At 71.3% G+C, this 16,141-nt stretch carries 17 protein-coding genes; 4 read left to right on the forward strand and 13 right to left on the reverse strand.

Annotated features, from left to right (window positions below; all coding sequences use genetic code 11):
* Positions 1-62: 62 nt before the first annotated feature.
* The 8 genes from ACK99Q_RS15110 to hppD all read right to left on the reverse strand — a co-directional run bounded on the left by ACK99Q_RS15110 (position 63) and on the right by hppD (position 9,039).
* Positions 63-2,279 (reverse strand): polyribonucleotide nucleotidyltransferase, encoded by a 2,217-nt coding sequence (locus tag ACK99Q_RS15110; RefSeq protein ID WP_410186926.1) that lies wholly within the window; start codon positions 2,277-2,279, stop codon positions 63-65.
* Between the two features lie 236 nt (positions 2,280-2,515).
* Positions 2,516-2,770, reverse strand: a complete 255-nt coding sequence (gene rpsO / locus ACK99Q_RS15115; protein ID WP_410187003.1) for a 30S ribosomal protein S15 — start codon at positions 2,768-2,770, stop codon at positions 2,516-2,518.
* A 165-nt stretch (positions 2,771-2,935) separates the two neighbouring features.
* A complete protein-coding gene (locus ACK99Q_RS15120; protein ID WP_410186927.1) occupies positions 2,936-3,868 on the reverse strand; it encodes a bifunctional riboflavin kinase/FAD synthetase in 933 nt (310 codons plus the stop codon).
* Between the two features lie 33 nt (positions 3,869-3,901).
* On the reverse strand, positions 3,902-4,786 hold the full coding sequence (locus ACK99Q_RS15125) for a phenylalanine 4-monooxygenase (protein WP_410186928.1): 885 nt from the start codon (positions 4,784-4,786) through the stop codon (positions 3,902-3,904).
* A 20-nt stretch (positions 4,787-4,806) separates the two neighbouring features.
* Positions 4,807-5,955 (reverse strand): fumarylacetoacetase, encoded by a 1,149-nt coding sequence (gene fahA / locus ACK99Q_RS15130; protein WP_410186929.1) that lies wholly within the window; start codon positions 5,953-5,955, stop codon positions 4,807-4,809.
* Positions 5,952-6,653, reverse strand: coding sequence for a hypothetical protein (locus ACK99Q_RS15135; RefSeq protein ID WP_410186930.1), 702 nt, complete (start codon positions 6,651-6,653; stop codon positions 5,952-5,954). Before ACK99Q_RS15135 ends, fahA begins: the two co-directional genes overlap by 4 nt.
* A complete protein-coding gene (locus ACK99Q_RS15140; protein WP_410186931.1) occupies positions 6,650-7,828 on the reverse strand; it encodes a homogentisate 1,2-dioxygenase in 1,179 nt (392 codons plus the stop codon). Before ACK99Q_RS15140 ends, ACK99Q_RS15135 begins: the two co-directional genes overlap by 4 nt.
* Positions 7,829-7,839: 11 nt before the next feature.
* Positions 7,840-9,039 (reverse strand): 4-hydroxyphenylpyruvate dioxygenase, encoded by a 1,200-nt coding sequence (gene hppD / locus ACK99Q_RS15145; RefSeq protein WP_269306488.1) that lies wholly within the window; start codon positions 9,037-9,039, stop codon positions 7,840-7,842.
* A gap of 118 nt (positions 9,040-9,157) precedes the next feature.
* Between hppD and ACK99Q_RS15150 the strand changes: the two genes are divergently transcribed.
* From ACK99Q_RS15150 to ACK99Q_RS15165, 4 genes are all read left to right on the forward strand, one after another.
* Positions 9,158-9,649 (forward strand): Lrp/AsnC family transcriptional regulator, encoded by a 492-nt coding sequence (locus ACK99Q_RS15150; protein WP_179425088.1) that lies wholly within the window; start codon positions 9,158-9,160, stop codon positions 9,647-9,649.
* A 62-nt stretch (positions 9,650-9,711) separates the two neighbouring features.
* The gene (locus tag ACK99Q_RS15155) at positions 9,712-10,029 is read left to right on the forward strand and encodes a hypothetical protein (RefSeq protein WP_410186932.1); all 318 of its coding nucleotides are present in this window, start codon (positions 9,712-9,714) and stop codon (positions 10,027-10,029) included.
* Positions 10,030-10,050: 21 nt separating this feature from the next.
* Positions 10,051-11,433: a sensor histidine kinase gene (locus ACK99Q_RS15160; protein WP_410186933.1), complete on the forward strand. Its 1,383-nt coding sequence runs from the start codon at positions 10,051-10,053 to the stop codon at positions 11,431-11,433.
* A 1-nt stretch (position 11,434) separates the two neighbouring features.
* Entirely contained in the window at positions 11,435-12,094 is a 660-nt protein-coding gene (locus tag ACK99Q_RS15165; protein ID WP_410186934.1) for a response regulator transcription factor, read from the forward strand.
* Between the two features lie 6 nt (positions 12,095-12,100).
* Here the strand turns inward: ACK99Q_RS15165 and ACK99Q_RS15170 are convergent, their stop codons facing one another.
* The 5 genes from ACK99Q_RS15170 to rbfA form a co-directional block, all read right to left on the reverse strand.
* Positions 12,101-12,961, reverse strand: a complete 861-nt coding sequence (locus tag ACK99Q_RS15170) for a serine/threonine-protein kinase (RefSeq protein WP_410186935.1) — start codon at positions 12,959-12,961, stop codon at positions 12,101-12,103.
* On the reverse strand, positions 12,961-13,422 hold the full coding sequence (locus ACK99Q_RS15175) for a hypothetical protein (RefSeq protein ID WP_410186936.1): 462 nt from the start codon (positions 13,420-13,422) through the stop codon (positions 12,961-12,963). Before ACK99Q_RS15175 ends, ACK99Q_RS15170 begins: the two co-directional genes overlap by 1 nt.
* A gap of 95 nt (positions 13,423-13,517) precedes the next feature.
* Positions 13,518-14,759 carry a phospholipase D-like domain-containing protein gene (locus ACK99Q_RS15180; RefSeq protein WP_410186937.1) on the reverse strand — a complete coding sequence of 414 codons (1,242 nt, stop codon included), beginning with the start codon at positions 14,757-14,759 and terminating at the stop codon, positions 13,518-13,520.
* 20 nt (positions 14,760-14,779) lie between these two features.
* Positions 14,780-15,631, reverse strand: a complete 852-nt coding sequence (gene truB / locus ACK99Q_RS15185; protein WP_410186938.1) for a tRNA pseudouridine(55) synthase TruB — start codon at positions 15,629-15,631, stop codon at positions 14,780-14,782.
* A 67-nt stretch (positions 15,632-15,698) separates the two neighbouring features.
* Complete coding sequence (gene rbfA, locus ACK99Q_RS15190) at positions 15,699-16,139, reverse strand: 30S ribosome-binding factor RbfA (protein WP_410186939.1); 441 nt, start codon at positions 16,137-16,139, stop codon at positions 15,699-15,701.
* Positions 16,140-16,141: the final 2 nt, after the last annotated feature.

Here is a 16,141-nt window from a genome sequence, read left to right on the forward strand (position 1 = left end):
CCCCGAACGGGACGAGGCCCCGCACCTCTCGGTGCGGGGCCTCGTGCGGTCGAGCGTGACGATCAGGCGTCGGTGGACTCCTGCGCCTCCTCGGCGGGCTCGTCGGCCTTCTCCACGACCGGGACCAGCGACAGCTTGCCGCGATCGCCGACCTCGGCGATCTGGACCTGGATCTTGTCGCCGACCTTGACGACGTCGTCGACGTTGTTCACGCGCTGGCCGCCGTTGAGCTCACGCAGCTTGCTGATGTGCAGCAGGCCGTCCTTGCCCGGCAGCAGCGAGACGAACGCGCCGAAGTCGACCGTCTTCACGACCGTGCCGAGGTAGCGCTCGCCGACCTCGGGCATCGTCGGGTTGGCGATCGCGTTGATCGCGGCCTTCGCGGCCTCGGCCGCGTCGCCACCCTCGGCGCCGATGAAGACGGTGCCGTCGTCGTCGATCGAGATCTTCGCGCCGGTGTCGTCCTGGATCTGGTTGATCATCTTGCCCTTGGGGCCGATGACCTCGCCGATCTTGTCGACCGGGACCTTCACCGTGATGATCCGCGGAGCGTAGGGGCTCATCTCGTCGGGCTCGCTGATGGCCTCGGCCATGACGTCGAGGATCGTCTGGCGCGCGTCGTGCGCCTGCTGGAGGGCACCGGCGAGCACGTCGGCGGGGATGCCGTCGAGCTTGGTGTCCAGCTGCAGGGCGGTGACGAAGTCACGCGTGCCGGCGACCTTGAAGTCCATGTCGCCGTAGGCGTCCTCGGCTCCGAGGATGTCGGTCAGCGTGACGAACTGCTGCTCGCCGTCGACCTCACCGGAGATCAGGCCCATGGCGATGCCGGCGACCGGGGCGCGCAGCGGCACACCCGCGTTCAGCAGGCCCAGGGTGGACGCGCAGACCGAGCCCATCGAGGTGGAGCCGTTGGAGCTCAGCGCCTCGGAGACCTGGCGGATCGCGTACGGGAACTCCTCGCGCGAGGGCAGGACGGGCAGCAGGGCCCGGCCGGCGAGCGCGCCGTGGCCGATCTCGCGACGCTTGGGCGAGCCCACGCGTCCGGTCTCACCGGTGGAGAACGGCGGGAAGTTGTAGTTGTGCATGTAGCGACGCGTCGTCTCGGGCGAGAGCGTGTCGAGCTTCTGCTCCAGGTCGAGCATGTTCAGCGTCGTGATGCCCATGATCTGGGTCTCGCCACGCTGGAACAGCGCCGAGCCGTGCACCCGCGGGACCACGCCGACCTCGGCGGACAGCGCGCGGATGTCGGCCAGACCACGACCGTCGATGCGCACCTTGTCGCGCAGGACGCGCTCGCGCACGAGGGACTTGGTCAGCGAGCGCAGCGCGGCGCCGAGCTCCTTCTCGCGACCCTCGAAGCGCTCGCCGAGCTGCTCGACGACGTTCGCCTTGATCTCGGACTCGCGCTCCTCGCGGTCGGCCTTGCGGACGATCGTCAGGGCCTCGGTGAGGTCGGCGGTCGCGATCTCGCGGACGGCCTCGTAGGCGTCGTCCTCGTAGTCGAGGAAGACCGGAAAGTCCTGGACCGGCTTGGCGGCCGCGGCAGCGAGCTCGGCCTGGGCCTCGCACAGCTGGCGGATGGCCACCTTGGCGGCGTCGAGGCCGCCGGCGACGATCGACTCGGTGGGCGCCTGGACGCCCGACTGGACGAGCTCCCACGTGTTCTCGGTGGACTCGGCCTCGACCATCATGATCGCGACGTCGTCGCCCGCGATGCGGCCCGCGACGACCATGTCGAACACGGCCTCCTCGAGCTGGCTGTGCGTCGGGAACGCGACCCACTCGCCGTCGATCAGCGCGACGCGCGTGGCGCCGACCGGGCCACTGAAGGGCAGGCCCGAGATCTGCGTGGACGCCGAGGCCGCGTTGATGGCCAGGACGTCGTAGGGGGTGTCGGGGTTGAGTGCCAGGACCGTGATGACGACCTGGACCTCGTTGCGCAGACCCTTCTTGAAGGTGGGGCGCAGCGGACGGTCGATCAGGCGGCACGTGAGGATCGCGTCCTCGCTGGGGCGGCCCTCACGACGGAAGAACGAGCCGGGGATGCGGCCCGCGGCGTACATGCGCTCCTCGACGTCGATCGTCAGCGGGAAGAAGTCGAAGTGGTCCTTCGGGTGCTTGCCGGCCGTGGTGGCCGAGAGCAGCATCGTGTCGTCGTCGAGGAACGCCGAGACCGAGCCGGCGGCCTGCTGGGCCAGCTGGCCCGTCTCGAGACGGATGGTGCGGGTACCGAATCGACCGTTGTCGATCACGGTCTCCACGGAGGTGATGTCGGACATGTGTGTCCCTTCTGCAGGGTTGCTCCCCTGCTCGTCGGGACGAGGACGGCTGCGCCGGAGCGGTCCGCATACAGGACCCGGGCCGGTGCCGGTCTTCGATCGAGGCCCGCGGCGCCCGATGGCTCCGAGGGCCACTACCGAGGACCGAGCAGTCGCCGGCCTCGTCGTGGGTTCTTCTTCAGTTGTGGTGCATGCGGAACGGGCGGCCACCCCCGAGGGGATGACCGCCCGCGTCCTCAGCGGCGCAGACCGAGTCGCTCGATGAGCGAGCGGTAGCGCTCGATGTCGTTCTTCTGCAGGTAGTTCAGCAGGCGGCGACGCTGGCCGACCAGCAGGAGCAGGCCACGACGGCTGTGGTGGTCGTGCTTGTGCTCCTTCAGGTGCTCGGTCAGGTGCGAGATGCGGCCCGTGAGCAGCGCGATCTGGACCTCGGGGGATCCGGTGTCGCCCTCAGCGGTCGCGTACTCGGCGATGATGTCCTGCTTCGACATGTCTGCCACCGTGGGGGCAGCGGTCTTCTTCGACACGTTTCTCCTTGGAGTGTCCGTTGCACGGCGCGCCCGGGCCTGTTCACCGGGGCACTCTCTGTCCGTGGCCGTTCGACGGCAACCATCAGGATACCAGCGCGGTCTCGGGGGCTCCTAATCGCCACGCGGTCAGGAGCGCAGGGCCACGCGAGCGTCCGCGACGTCGCGGTGCATCTGCTGCACGAGCGCCTCGAGCGTCGTGTACGCCACCATCTCGCGCAACCGCGCGACGAACTCCACGCGCACGTTCGCGCCGTAGAGGTCGAGGTCGTCGCGGTCGAGCACGTAGGTCTCCACGCGGCGCCCGCGGACCCCCTCGAAGGTGGGGTTGGTGCCCACCGAGGTGGCGCCGGGCAGGCGCGTGCCGTCGGGCAGCAGCAGCCGCGTGGCGTAGACGCCGTCGGGCGGGACGGCGTAGGCGTCGTCGACCGGCACGTTGGCCGTGGGGAACCCGAGGTCGCGACCGCGGCGGTCGCCCTCGACGACGACGCCCTCGACCTCGTGCGGGCGGCCCAGCAGCACCGCGGCCTGCTCGACGTCGCCCGCGGCGACGGCGGCGCGCACCCGGGTGGACGAGAAGGCCTCGTCGTCGCCCTCGAGCGCCGACTCCTGCGCCGTGAAGCCGTGGGCGCGCCCGGACTCCGCGAGCGTCTCGATCGAGCCGGAGGCCCGGCTGCCGTAGCGGAAGCCCTCCCCCACGACGACCGCCCGGGCGTGGCACTGGTCGAGCACGACGGCCCGCACGAACTCCTCGGGCGACCAGGCGGCCATCTCCTTCGAGAAGTCCAGGACGCGCACGTGGTCGGCGCCGTGCTCGTGCAGCAGCTCGATGCGGCGTTCCAGCGTGGTCAGCCGGGCCGGCGCGCGGTCGGGCGCGAAGATCGCGACCGGGTGCGGGTCGAACGTGATGGCGAGGGTCGCGATGTCGCCCGCGACGGCGCGCGTGGCGGCCAGCAGGGACTGGTGTCCGCGGTGGACGCCGTCGAAGTTGCCGATCGTCACGGCCGTCGGCTCGGACACCGAGGTGTCGGGAGCTCCCTCGACCGCCTTCCAGATCGCCACGGCGTCACTTTGCCACACGCCGCCCCGGCGTCCTCAGGCAGCGAGCCTCAGCGCGGCGATCGAGTCGTCGGTGCACGTGTCCCAGAAGCCGCCGACGACGTCCTGCACCTGCCCGAACGACGACGCCGCGAACAGCACCTCCTGGTAGTGGGTGATGTCGTAGTCGGTGGTGCCCATGTCGGCCAGGTCCAGCGGCCGGATGGTCATCTGCCGGAACTCCTCGATCTCGCCGGGGCTCGACAGGATGCCCGCGCCGTAGGCCTTCAACCCGTCGGGCTCGTGCACCACGCCGAACTCGAGCGTGAACCAGAAGACCTTGCTGACGAACTCGAGGGCTTCGTCGGACTCGACCCGGCGAGCCGCGGCGCCGGCGACCTCGTAGAGGTCGGTGAAGCGGCGGTCGGCGAGCGTGTTCCCGTGGCCCACGACCTCGTGCAGCACGTCGGGCTCGGGGGTGTAGAGCGGGACGGAGTGGTGCCGCACGTACTGCGTGGCCCAGAACCGCTTGTCGGCCAGCGCGCCGTAGAAGTCGCGCAGCGGCACCAGTCCGGCGGCGGGCTGGTAGGCGAAGCCGGTGAGCGGCGCGAGGGCCTCCGACAGCTCGTGCAGCTGCGGCACGTGGTCCTCGGGCAGGCCGAACGCGTCCTTGCCGTCGAGGTACTCGCGGCACGCGTACGTGCGGTGCTTCGCGTGCAGGTCCGCGCAGACCACGCGCCACACCTCGTGCTCCTCGTCGGTGTAGTCGATGAGTGGCGCCGGCTCGCCGGGCTGCCACTGCGCGGCGGCGGTGGCGATGCGGTCGCGGCGCTCGCGGTAGACCGGGTCGTCGAGGCCGGGATGGCCCTCTCCCAGCTCCACGGACACGCTGCCGTCGCCCTTCTTGACGACGGGTGCGAAGTACTGACCTTCCTCGAACATCTCGCTCCTCCCCGTGGCCCTCAGGCCACGATCCCCTCGACCTCGCCCAGCTGCAGGGTCCGGCCGTCGTGTGTGCGGGCCACCGCCGCGATGACGACGCGGTCACCGTCGCGCAGGAAGCCGCGCTCGGAGCCGTCGTCGAGCCGCAGCGGCTCGGTCCCGTTCCAGGTCAGCTCGAGCAGCGACCCCACCTGGTCGCGCTCCGGTCCGCTCACCGTCCCCGAGGCGAACAGGTCGCCCGGCCGCAGCGAGGCGCCGTTCACGGTCAGGTGCGCCAGCATCTGCGCCGGCGTCCAGCCCATCGTCCGGAACGGCGGGCGTGCCACGACCGTGCCGTTGACCGCGACCGTCAGCTCGAGATCCAGTCCGTGTCCCGCCGGCAGCAGGTAGTCCTGCAGGTCGGCCTCGGGTGGCGGCGGATCGATCCGGGCGTCCGCGAGCGCCTCCCACGGCACGACCCACGGCGAGACTGACGTTGCGAACGACTTGCCCAGGAACGGGCCGAGCGGCACGTACTCCCAGGCCTGGACGTCGCGCGCCGACCAGTCGTTGACGAGGCAGACGCCGAAGAGGTGGTCCTCGGCGCGTTCGATCGGCACGGGCTCGCCGAGGGCGGTCCCGGTGCCGACCACGAAGCCGACCTCGGCCTCGATGTCGAGCTTCGCGCTCGGCCCGAACGAGATGGCACCATCGGCCGACCGCACCTGGCCGGACGGCCTCCGGATGGGCGTGCCCGAGACGACGACCGTGCCCGCGCGGCCGTGGTAGCCGATCGGCAGGTGGTTCCAGTTGGGCGTCAGCGGCTCGCCGTCGGGGCGGAAGATCCGCCCGACGTTCGTCGCGTGGTGACGTGAGGCGTAGAAGTCCACGTAATCGGCCACGGTGAACGGCAGGCGGAGCTCGACGCCCGACCCGTCGCGCACCTCCGGGGAGCCCGCGACGTGGTGGAGCAGCGCGGCCCGGACGGTCGACCACGTCTCGCGGTCGGCCGCCAGCAGCGCGTCCAGCGTGCCCGTGGCGAACAGGTGGGCGAGGTCCGGCAGCAGGGACGGGGCGAGGCCCGTCAGGTCCAGCACGCCCTCGCCGACGCCGACACCCACGCGCGGCCCGTCGAGGTCGTCGGCCGTGAAAGTGCAGTACGGCAGCGTGGTCGTCCCGAAGTCCGTCATCGCAGCAGGCCCAGCGCGCGCAGGTGGCCGAGCGGCTCGTCGATGCTGCACGTGCCCACCGAGCGGAACAGCCGGCGCGACTCCCCCAGTGACTCGAGGTCGAGGTCGTCGGCCGCCGCGGTGAGCACCGGGACGGGGTCCTGACCGCGGTCCGCCGCGACGACCGCCGCCATGACGTTGACGAAACCGTGGGCGCCGTCGTGCGCGATCGCCGCGTGCAGGCCCGCCGTCAGCTTGAACGGGCGGCCGTGCTCGACGCAGTGGACGATCGCGGTCCCGAGCTCCTCCGGGGTCGGCACGTACGCGCCCCCGCAGCGCAGCTTCAGCACCGCCCCCGGAGGAACACGGAACCCCGCTCCCCACGGCATCTCGACCGCGATCTGGCGCACCGGCAGGTCGGGCAGGAGGTGGATCGGCCCGCGCACCTCCGCCGCGACCGGCTCGACCGTCGAGCCCATCAGCGACCGGAGCGCCGGCACGAGCTCCTCGGCCGTGCCCACCACCGAGACCTGCACCGGACGGACCGCGGCGTCGAGCACCCCGGGCAGCCGTTCGACGTCGCACACGAGCGGTCCCACGTGCACGCCGTCGCCGCGACCGGTACGCGCCAAGTGGTCCTTGACGGCGACGTCCACCGGCGCGTTGCCCGGCGGGAAGATCGCGGCGTCGTCGAGGAACGCGTCGAACGTCGTCGTCACGACCGCCCCCACGACAGGTGGTAGACGCCGTCGTCCACGGCGCGGCCGCCCTCCCCCAGCTCGAGCGGCCGGAACGTGTCCACCATGACGGCGAGCTCGTCGAAGGACTCCGCGCCCAGGCTCGCCTCGATCGCCGACGGCTGCGGGCCGTGCGAGTGACCTCCCGGGTGCACCGAGATCGAGCCCTTGCCGATGCCCGAGCCCTTGCGCGCCTCGTAGTCCCCGTCGACGTAGAACATGATCTCGTCGGAGTCGACGTTCGAGTGGTAGTACGGCACCGGGATGGCCAGCGGGTGGTAGTCGACCTTGCGGGGAACGAAGTTGCAGATGACGAAGTTGTTCCCCTCGAACACCTGGTGCACCGGCGGCGGCTGGTGGATGCGGCCCGTGATCGGCTCGAAGTCGGCCACGTTGAACGCGTAGGGGTACAGGCAGCCGTCCCAGCCGACGACGTCGAACGGATGCCGCGGCACGACGTGCACCGACCCCGTGAGCCCGCCGGGTCCCGATCCGCGGTGCTTCACGTAGACCTCGACGTCGGTCTCGTCGCGCACCTCGGGCTGTCCGGGTCCGCGCAGGTCGCGCTCACAGTAGGGCGCGTGCTCCAGCAGCTGACCGAACCGCGACAGGTAGCGCTTCGGCGGGCCGATGTGGCTGTTCGCCTCGATGCAGTAGGCGCGGACCGGGCCATCGGGCACCCAGCGGTGCGTGGTTGCGCGCGGCACCAGCAGGTAGTCACCGGGCCCGAACGCGAGGTGTCCGAACACCGTCTCCAGCACGCCGCTGCCCGCCTCGATGAAGACGCACTCGTCGCCCGTGGCGTTGCGGTAGAGCGGTGAGGTCTCGGCGCCCACGGCGTACGAGATCCGCACGTCGCCGTTGCCCAGCACGAGCCGCCGGCCGCGCACGAGGTCGCGCTCGGCGTCACGGAACAGGTCGTGCAGCCTGAGGTGCCGCGGGAGCAGGGGCTCGTTCGGCGTCGTCGCCTGGTCGGGCAGCTGCCACGTGCGCGCCTCGACGATCGCCGAGGGCACGCCCACGTGGTAGAGCAGGGACGAGTCCGAGCTGAAGCCCTCCTCCCCCATCAGCTCCTCGCGGTAGAGGGAGCCGTCGGGCGCCCGGTGCTGGGTGTGACGCTTCGGCGGGACGAGCCCGGCGCTGCGGTAGTGGGCCATGTCCGACCGTCCTAGAAGTTCCCTCGCCGGGCCTGCTCGCGCTCGATGGCCTCGAACAGCGCCTGGAAGTTGCCCTTGCCGAAGCCCAGCGACCCGTGGCGCTCGATGAGCTCGAAGAACACCGTGGGGCGGTCGCCGACGGGCTTGGTGAAGATCTGCAGCAGGTAGCCGTCCTCGTCACGATCGACGAGGATGCCGCGCCGCTGGAGCTCCTCGATGGGCACGCGGACCTCGCCGATGCGCTCCCGCAGGGCGGGATCGGTGTAGTACGAGTCGGGCGTGTCGAGGAACTGGACGCCGGCGTCGCGCAGCCAGTCGACCGTCGCGAGGATGTCGTTCGTGGCCAGTGCCAGGTGCTGGGCGCCCGGGCCGCCGTAGAACTCAAGGTACTCGTCGATCTGCGACTTCTTCTTGCCCATCGCGGGCTCGTTCAGCGGGAACTTCACGCGGTGGTTGCCGCTGGCGACCACCTTGCTCATCAGGGCGCTGTACTCCGTGGCGATGTCGTCGCCGACGAACTCGGCCATGTTGGTGAAGCCCATGACCCGGTTGTAGAAGTCGACCCACTCGTCCATGTGGCCCAGCTCGACGTTGCCGACGACGTGGTCGAGCGCCTGGAAGATGCGCTTCGGCGCGCCCTCGGGACGCTTCATCGTGGACGTCCGCTCGACGTAGCCCGGCAGGTACGGACCGGAGTAGCGGCTGCGGTCGACCAGCGAGTGGCGGGTCTCGCCGTAGGCGGCGATCGCGGCCATCCGCACGGTGCCGTGCTCGTCGCTGACGTCGTGGGGCTCCTCGAGGATCGTCGCGCCCTGCCGCCGCGCCTGCTCGACGCACGTGTCGACGTCGGGCACCTCGAGGGCGATGTCGACGATGCCGTCGCCGTGCCGGCGGTGGTGGTCCAGCACCGGGCTCTCGGGGTCGACGCCTCCCTTCAGCACGAAGCGGACGGCGCCGCTGGCCAGCACGAAGGCGTGGTGGTCGCGGTTGCCGGTCTCGGGGCCGGAGTAGGCCACGAGGTCCATCCGGTAGGCCGACATGAAGAAGTGCGCCGACTGCGTGGCGTTGCCGACGTTCCACACGATCGCGTCCCAGCCGGTCACCGGGAAGGGGTCGGTGGAGGGGTCGTGCTCGACGAGTCCGACGAGCTGCTGGAGCTGCTCGAGGTCGAGGTGGGCGAGGCGTTCGGCATCGGTGAGGTCGAGGCTCATGTGACTCAGGACACACCCATGGGGCCGAGTGGGCAACCGGCTCATGTCGAGGTGGTCAGAGGTGCCATGTCGCGCAGGAAAGACGGTCGCGAACTGGGCAGATTGCTAGGCTCAGGTCATGTTGGACCGATTGGACGTCGCGCTGATCGACGCGATGCACACCCACCCCCGTGTCGGCGACCTCGAGCTGTCGCGCCTCCTCGGCGTCGCCCGAGCGACCGTGCAGTCCCGACTGCGCAAGATGGAGGAGGCCGGCGTCATCACCGGCTACGCCCCCGACATCGACCTCGCCGCCGCCGGCCACCCCGTGCAGGCCTTCGTGACCCTGCAGATCGTGCAGGGCTCGATCGCCGACGTCACCGAGGAGCTCGAGTCGCTGCCCAACGTGCTGGAGGCGTTCATCACCAGCGGAGATGCCGACATCGTCTGCAAGATCGCCGCCACCTCGCACGAGGACCTCAAGGACACGCTGCTGCACATCAGCGGCTCGGGCTCCGTGGCCCGCACGAGCAGTGTGATCGTGCTGTCCGAGCTCGTGCCGGCCCGCGTGCTGCCGATGCTGCGCAAGGGCGCCGTCGACCCGCCGCCGCGCGCCCCGGCGTTCCGGTGAGCGGGCACGGATTCTCATCGAGACCTCATTCGAATCGGCGTCGGAACCGCGAGAATGGGAGCATGTCCCCCCGCTCCCTGCTCGTCGCCGGCCTGCTCGGCGCCGTCGTCCTCGTCCTCGGGGGCGTGCTCGTCGGCCGGCTGAGCCCGGCGCAGGGATCCGACGGCACGGTCGAGCCGGTCGTCATCGACCCCTCCGCCGTGAGCGAGACCGTCGACCCGACGCCCCCGCCCAGCCCGACCCCCAGCCCCACGCCGACCACCGCGAAGCCGACGCAGCCCGAGCCCAGCCAGGTGAAGCCCTCACCGCGCCGGGTGGACGACGACGATGATGACGACGATGACCCCGACGACCGTGACGACCCCGATGACGACGACTGAGTCGCGCGGGCGGAGCCGGGCGTGGTGAGGCCGGCCCGGCCCACGTTCTCCGTCCGCAGTCGCCTGATCGCCGCGATCGGGCTGCTCGTCGGAGCCGCGCTGCTGGCCGCCGGCGTCTCGATGTGGGTCGTCGAGTCACGCCGGATCGACCAGAGCATCGACGCCGCCATCAGCCAGGAGTTCGCCGAGTTCCGCACCGCGTTCGCCACCGAGCCGAGTGTCGGCGCCGACGCCCGGCTGTCGGAGTTCCTGGCTCGCACCCTGCCGGACGACGGCGAGATCGTGTGGATGTTCCCCACGACGGGCGGGCCGTCCTACATCGGCGACGCCGACCGCAACCTGCTCGACTCGCCCCGGTTCTCCGCGCTCGTGGAGGACCTGCGCGCGACGGGGGGCCTGCGCGACTTCACCGCCGGCGGCGAGCGCTATCGCGTGGGCGTGCTCCCGGTGCAGCAGGGCGACGCCGCCGCGGCGCTCGTCGTGACGCGCGACCGCACGGAGGCCACCGAGCAGCTCAACGACCTGCTCATCACCTACGCGCTCGTCGGCCTGCTCGCGCTCGTCGTGGTGCTGGCGGCGTCGTCCTGGCTCGCCGGCCGGCTGCTCCAGCCGCTCAGCCGGCTGCGCGACACCGCCCGCGACATCAGCGCGGGCTCGCTCGACGAGCGGCTCGAGGTCACCGGCCACGACGACCTCACGGACCTCCAGGTCACCTTCAACGACATGCTCGACCGGCTGGAGGCGGCCTTCTCCACCCAGCGGCAGATGCTCGACGACGCCGGACACGAGCTGCGCACGCCGTTGACGGTCCTGCGCGGCCACATCGAGCTCATGGACCCGGACGACCGGGCCGAGGTCGACGAGACGAAGGCGCTGCTGCTCGACGAGATCGACCGCATGTCGCGGCTCGTGGACGAGCTGCTCGTGCTCGCCAAGGCACGGCGGCCCGACTTCATCCGACTCGAGCCGGTCGACCTGCAGACGCTGGGCGAGGGCGTCGTTGCCCGCTCGCGCGCGCTCGCCGACCGCGACTGGCGCACCGACCTCTCGGCCGTGGGCGAGGCCATGCTCGACGGCCAGCGCATCACGCAGGCGCTGCTCCAGTTCGCCGACAACGCCGTGCGCCACACGCAGGACGGCGACACCATCACGATCGGCTCCGGTGCGACGTCGACGACGGTCGAGCTCTGGGTCGCGGACACCGGACCCGGCGTGCCGCCCGAGTTGCGGGACGAGATCTTCGACCGCTTCACGACGACCGGCTCGCACGACGGCTTCGGCCTGGGCCTGTCGATCGTGAGCGCCATCGCCGAGGCGCACGGCGGCACGGTGGTCCTCGACGATCCACCCAGCGGCTCGGGGGCCGTGTTCCGGCTGCGCCTGCCGAGGGTGCAGGATCGGTGACATGAGCCGGATCCTGGTGGTCGAGGACGAGGAGCGCATCGCCTCCTTCGTCGCCAAGGGGCTGCGCTCCGAGGGCTTCACGCCCACCGTCGTAGCTGACGGGATCACGGGGCTCGACTACGCGCTCAGCGGCGAGTTCGACCTCATCGTGCTCGACATCGGCCTGCCCGGCATGGACGGCTACACCGTCCTGCGGCGGCTGCGCGAGGAGCGCTCGACGCTCCCGGTCATCGTCCTCACGGCGCGCGACTCCGTCACCGACACGGTCGCGGCGCTCGAGGGCGGCGCCGCCGACTACATGAGCAAGCCGTTCCGCTTCGCCGAGCTGGTCGCGCGGGTGCGGCTGCGGCTGCGCACCACCACCGAGACGGTCGTGAGCGAGGACCTGTCGGCCGGCGACGTGCGACTCGACGTCCGCAGCCGGCGCGCGTACGTCGGCGACCGCGAGGTCGACCTGTCGGCGCGGGAGTTCGCCCTCGCCGAGGTGCTGCTGCGCCACCGCGGCCAGGCGCTGTCGCGCGAGCAGCTGCTCTCGCACGTGTGGGGGTACGACTTCGACCCCGGCTCGAACATCGTCGACGTCTACGTCGGGTACCTGCGCAAGAAGCTCGGCCCGGAGCTCGTCACCACGGTGCGTGGCGTCGGCTACCGGGCCGGCTGAGCACGCTCAGCGACGCAGGCTGAAGCCCGCGAGGCGCGCCGAGGGCAGCGCCGCGAGCAGGGGCTCGATCCGCTCCACCAGCTCGACCGTCGTGGGCCGGGCGGCGGGGTCGAACGCGAGGCACTCCATCACGAGGTCGCGCACGGGCGCGGGGACGAAGTCCGGCATCGGAGCGGGTGCCGTCGTGAGCTGGGGCCAGCGGTCGTCGCCGCCGAAGCGCCACGCGCGGTGGCCGACCGCCGCGCGGTACAGCGTGGCGCCGATCGACCAGACGTCGGCGGCCGGACCGATGGGCCCGTGCGCGGCCGGGTCGCACTGCTCGGGCGGCATGTACTCGTCGCTGCCGACCGGGTAGTCCAGCGCGGCGGCGGTGTCGAGGTCCAGCGCGAGGCTGAGGTCGATGAGCTTCGCGGGGGCGCCCATGATGACGTTGCTGGGCTTCACGTCGAGGTGCAGGAGGCCGCGGGCGTGCAGGTAGTGCACTCCGCCGGCGAGCTCGAGCGCGAGCGGCAGCAGCTGGTGCAGCTGCACCGGGCCGTCGCGGAAGATGAGGGCCGACAGCGTGGGGCCGTCGAGATGCTCCTGGACGAGGTACGGGCGCTCGGCGCCGTCGTCGAAGTCGTAGAGCCGCACGATCGACGGGTGCGCCAGTTGCGACAGCACCTCGATCTCGCGCAGCGTGCTCGCCACCGCGTCGGGGTCGCCGACCAGCTCGGGCCGCAGGATCTTCACGACGACGGGCGCCAGGCGCGACTCGTCGTACGCGAGCCACACCTCGTGGTGGACGCCGCCGCCGAGCTCGGAGAGCCCGACGAGCCCCGGCGGCAGGTGTGCCGCCGGGGTGCCGGACGCTGCGGGGGTGGGCATCAGTTGGTGCCGCGCGTGTTGGCGGACTGCTTCGACGCGACGGTCTGCTTGCTCGGCGCCGTCTGCTTGGACGGCGCGCTCGCGCGCGACTGCTTCGTCTGCACCGTCTGACGCGACGGGGCGCTCGGGCGGGTCTGGACCGTCTGACGCGACTGCACCGTCTGGCGCGACTGCACCGTGTTGGCCGTCGGGTCGTCGGCCCCGGCGGTCGCCGAGGTCGTCTGCGCCGACACGGTCGTCTTCAGCGTGTTCTGCGTCGGGTCGACGGTGGGGTCGGTCGTGGGATCGGGATCCGGCGTGGGCTCGTCGTCCACGGTGGTCACCACGCTGCTGGTGGCGTCCTCCCGCTTGGCCGGGTCGGTCGTGCCTCCCACGGCCGCCTGCGCCACGACGACGCCTCCGGTCGTCAGGGCGATCGTTCCGGCCAGGGTCGCGATGCCGGTGCGCACTAGGTTGTTCATGCATCCTCCTCGAGTGTCGTTGCCTCCACTCTCGGGCCCGGCCGTGAAGCCTCCGTGAGACGTTCGTGAGAGGACTCTCATGAACGCCGCAGGGATCACACCAGCGGCCGCCAGGGGCGCATGAGGCGCTCGTAGAGGCGGGCGATCGTGGGGCGCTCGCGCCAGGTCTCGGCGTCGAGGACCTGGGCGCTCTCGGCGTCGCGCTCGAAGATGCGGCGCATGCCCTTGGCGAGGCCCTCGTCGAGGATCTCGAGGTTGATCTCGTAGTTGCCCGTGAGGCTCAGCCGGTCGATGTTGGCCGTGCCGATCGTGGACCACTCGCCGTCGACCGTCATCGTCTTCGCGTGCACCATGTGGTCGCTGTAGCGCAGGATCTCCACGCCGGCGTCGAGCAGCGGACCGAAGTAGCCGCGGGCGACGAAGTCGGCGACCACGTGGTTCGAGACCTTCGGCACGAGGATGCGCACCTGCACGCCGCGGCGGCTGGCGTCGATGAGCGCCTGCAGGATGTTCTGGTCGGGGATGAAGTACGCCTGCGTGATCTCGATCGTCTCGGTCGCGCGGTCGATCGCCTCGAGGTACATCCCGCGGATCGGGTAGATCAGCTGCCGCGGCACGTTGCGGTGCGCACGCACGTGCGGGTCCCACGTGGACTCCGTCAGGGACGTCATGCTCTCGTGCGGGCGGACGTCGTTCCAGAAGTCGATGAACGCGTTCTCCAGGTCCCACACCGAGGGTCCCGTCACCGCCACGTGCGTGTCGCGCCACTCGTCGGCGTAGAGACTGCCGATGTTGTACCCGCCGACGAAGCCGATCGTGTCGTCGACGACGAGGATCTTGCGGTGGTTGCGGCCCCATGCGCGCGGGCTGAAGAACGCCAGCCGGTGCGGCAGGATCGGGTACCGCATCATGCGGACCCCGTGGCCGAAGCGGAAGAAGCTCGGCGGCACGACGAGGTTCGCGAAGCCGTCGTAGACCACGCAGACCTCGACGCCACGGTCGGCCGCCTCGCGCAGCGCCGCGCGGAAGCGACGGCCCATCGCGTCGGCCTTGATGATGTAGGACTCCAGCAGGACGCGCTTCCGCGCCCCGGCGATGGCGGCCAGCATGTCGTCGTAGAGGGCCTCGCCCGAGACGTAGACCTGGACCTCGTTGCCGCCGCCGATGGTGAAGTGGTCGGCCTCGACGCGCGGCAGCGGCTCGGTGCCCTTGCCGCGCAGACGCTTGCGCACCGACGTCGCCGTCATGAGCGAGACGACGGCGCCGACCTGGACGAGGAGGGCACCGAGGAGGAACCGGCGGAGCCAACCGCGGGGGTGGGACGACCGGAGCGACATGGCGCTCAGCCTAGGTGGTCTCACACGAAGACCGCGACCGGGCGCGCCCCGGAGCCCGCGGCCTCGTACAACGCGAGGAAGGTGCCGTCGGGCGCGAACATCGCCACCGGCTTGCCCGCAGGGACGGAGAGGCCGGGAAGCGCGCGGCCGTACCGGACGTCGCGCGCCTGGTCCTCGTCGAGCTCGACCGCGGTGAACGCGGCACGCGCCGCATCGTCGAGGCCGACCATCTCGAAGTGGTCCCCCAGCTGGTCGAGGGTGCGCGCCTGGTCGAGCGTGAAGCCGCCGACGCGCGTGCGTCGCAGGCTCGTGAGGTGACCACCCACGCCGAGGGCGGCACCGAGGTCGCGCGCGAGCGCGCGGACGTACGTGCCGCTCGAGCACTCCACGCGGACGCGGGCGACGGCCCGCTCCCCCGGCTCGAACTCGAGCAGCTCGAACGCCGAGACGACGACGGGTCGCGCCTTGAGCTCGACCTGCTCGCCCGACCGCACGCGCGCGTACGCGCGCTGGCCGTCGACCTTGATCGCCGACACCGACGACGGCACCTGCTCGATCGCCCCCGTCAGCGGCAGCATGGCCGTGCGGACGTCGTCGATCGTCAGGGCCGAGGCGTCGGCGACGGAGGTCTCGTCACCCTGCGCGTCGTCGGTGACGGTGGTCGCGCCGAGCGCGATCGTGGCGAGGTACTCCTTGTCGGCGCCCGCCACGTGCCCGAGCAGGCGCGTGGCGCGGTTGACGCCGATCACGAGGACACCCGTGGCCATCGGGTCGAGCGTGCCGGCGTGGCCGACCTTGCGCGTGCCGGCGAGCCGGCGCATCCGACCGACGACGTCGTGCGACGTCCAGTCGATCGGCTTGTCGACGACCACGAGACCGGACTCCGTGGTCGCGGCACGGCGCTCGCCCTGGGGCGAGCCGTGCCGCGACCGCGGAACCTCACTGCTCAGTGGACTCGTCCTCGTCCTCGCGCTGCTTGTACGGGTCGGCGTCGCCGGCGTACGCGGCGCCCTGGGCCTGCTCGGCGACCCGCGCGTCGGACTCACGGGCCTTCGCCAGCAGGTCCTCGATCTCGCGGGCCGTCTCGGGGACGGAGTCCAGGAAGAACTCCAGCGACGGCGTGTGCCGAGCGCCGAGCTGCTTGCCGACCTCGGAGCGGATCAGGCCGGTGGCGCTGACCAGCGCCGCGGCCGTCTCCGCACGAGCGGTCTCGTCGCCCATCACGGTGTAGAAGATCGAGGCGTGCTGACCGTCGCCGGTCAGCCGCACGTCGGTGATGGTGACGAAGCCGAGCCGCGGGTCCTTGACCCGCCGCTCGAGCATCGTCGCCACGATCTCCTTGATCCGATCGGACTTCTTGGCCTGACGAGGACTCGCCATCG

The sequence above is a fragment of the Aeromicrobium sp. MLTX1 genome, assembly GCF_046452335.1.
GTDB lineage: Bacteria > Actinomycetota > Actinomycetes > Propionibacteriales > Nocardioidaceae > Aeromicrobium.

Excerpts from the sequence above, each read along its gene's own strand:
- ACK99Q_RS15110 (WP_410186926.1), bottom strand. The coding sequence starts at position 2,279 with ATGTCCGACATCACCTCCGTGGAGACCGTGATCGACAACGGTCGATTC.
- rpsO (WP_410187003.1), bottom strand. The coding sequence starts at position 2,770 with ATGTCGAAGCAGGACATCATCGCCGAGTACGCGACCGCTGAGGGCGAC.
- ACK99Q_RS15125 (WP_410186928.1), bottom strand. The coding sequence starts at position 4,786 with ATGTTCGAGGAAGGTCAGTACTTCGCACCCGTCGTCAAGAAGGGCGAC.
- fahA (WP_410186929.1), bottom strand. The coding sequence starts at position 5,955 with ATGACGGACTTCGGGACGACCACGCTGCCGTACTGCACTTTCACGGCC.
- ACK99Q_RS15140 (WP_410186931.1), bottom strand. The coding sequence starts at position 7,828 with ATGGCCCACTACCGCAGCGCCGGGCTCGTCCCGCCGAAGCGTCACACC.
- hppD (WP_269306488.1), bottom strand. The coding sequence starts at position 9,039 with ATGAGCCTCGACCTCACCGATGCCGAACGCCTCGCCCACCTCGACCTC.
- ACK99Q_RS15150 (WP_179425088.1), top strand. The coding sequence starts at position 9,158 with ATGTTGGACCGATTGGACGTCGCGCTGATCGACGCGATGCACACCCAC.
- ACK99Q_RS15155 (WP_410186932.1), top strand. The coding sequence starts at position 9,712 with ATGTCCCCCCGCTCCCTGCTCGTCGCCGGCCTGCTCGGCGCCGTCGTC.
- ACK99Q_RS15165 (WP_410186934.1), top strand. The coding sequence starts at position 11,435 with ATGAGCCGGATCCTGGTGGTCGAGGACGAGGAGCGCATCGCCTCCTTC.
- ACK99Q_RS15170 (WP_410186935.1), bottom strand. The coding sequence starts at position 12,961 with ATGCCCACCCCCGCAGCGTCCGGCACCCCGGCGGCACACCTGCCGCCG.
- ACK99Q_RS15175 (WP_410186936.1), bottom strand. The coding sequence starts at position 13,422 with ATGAACAACCTAGTGCGCACCGGCATCGCGACCCTGGCCGGAACGATC.
- ACK99Q_RS15180 (WP_410186937.1), bottom strand. The coding sequence starts at position 14,759 with ATGTCGCTCCGGTCGTCCCACCCCCGCGGTTGGCTCCGCCGGTTCCTC.
- rbfA (WP_410186939.1), bottom strand. The coding sequence starts at position 16,139 with ATGGCGAGTCCTCGTCAGGCCAAGAAGTCCGATCGGATCAAGGAGATC.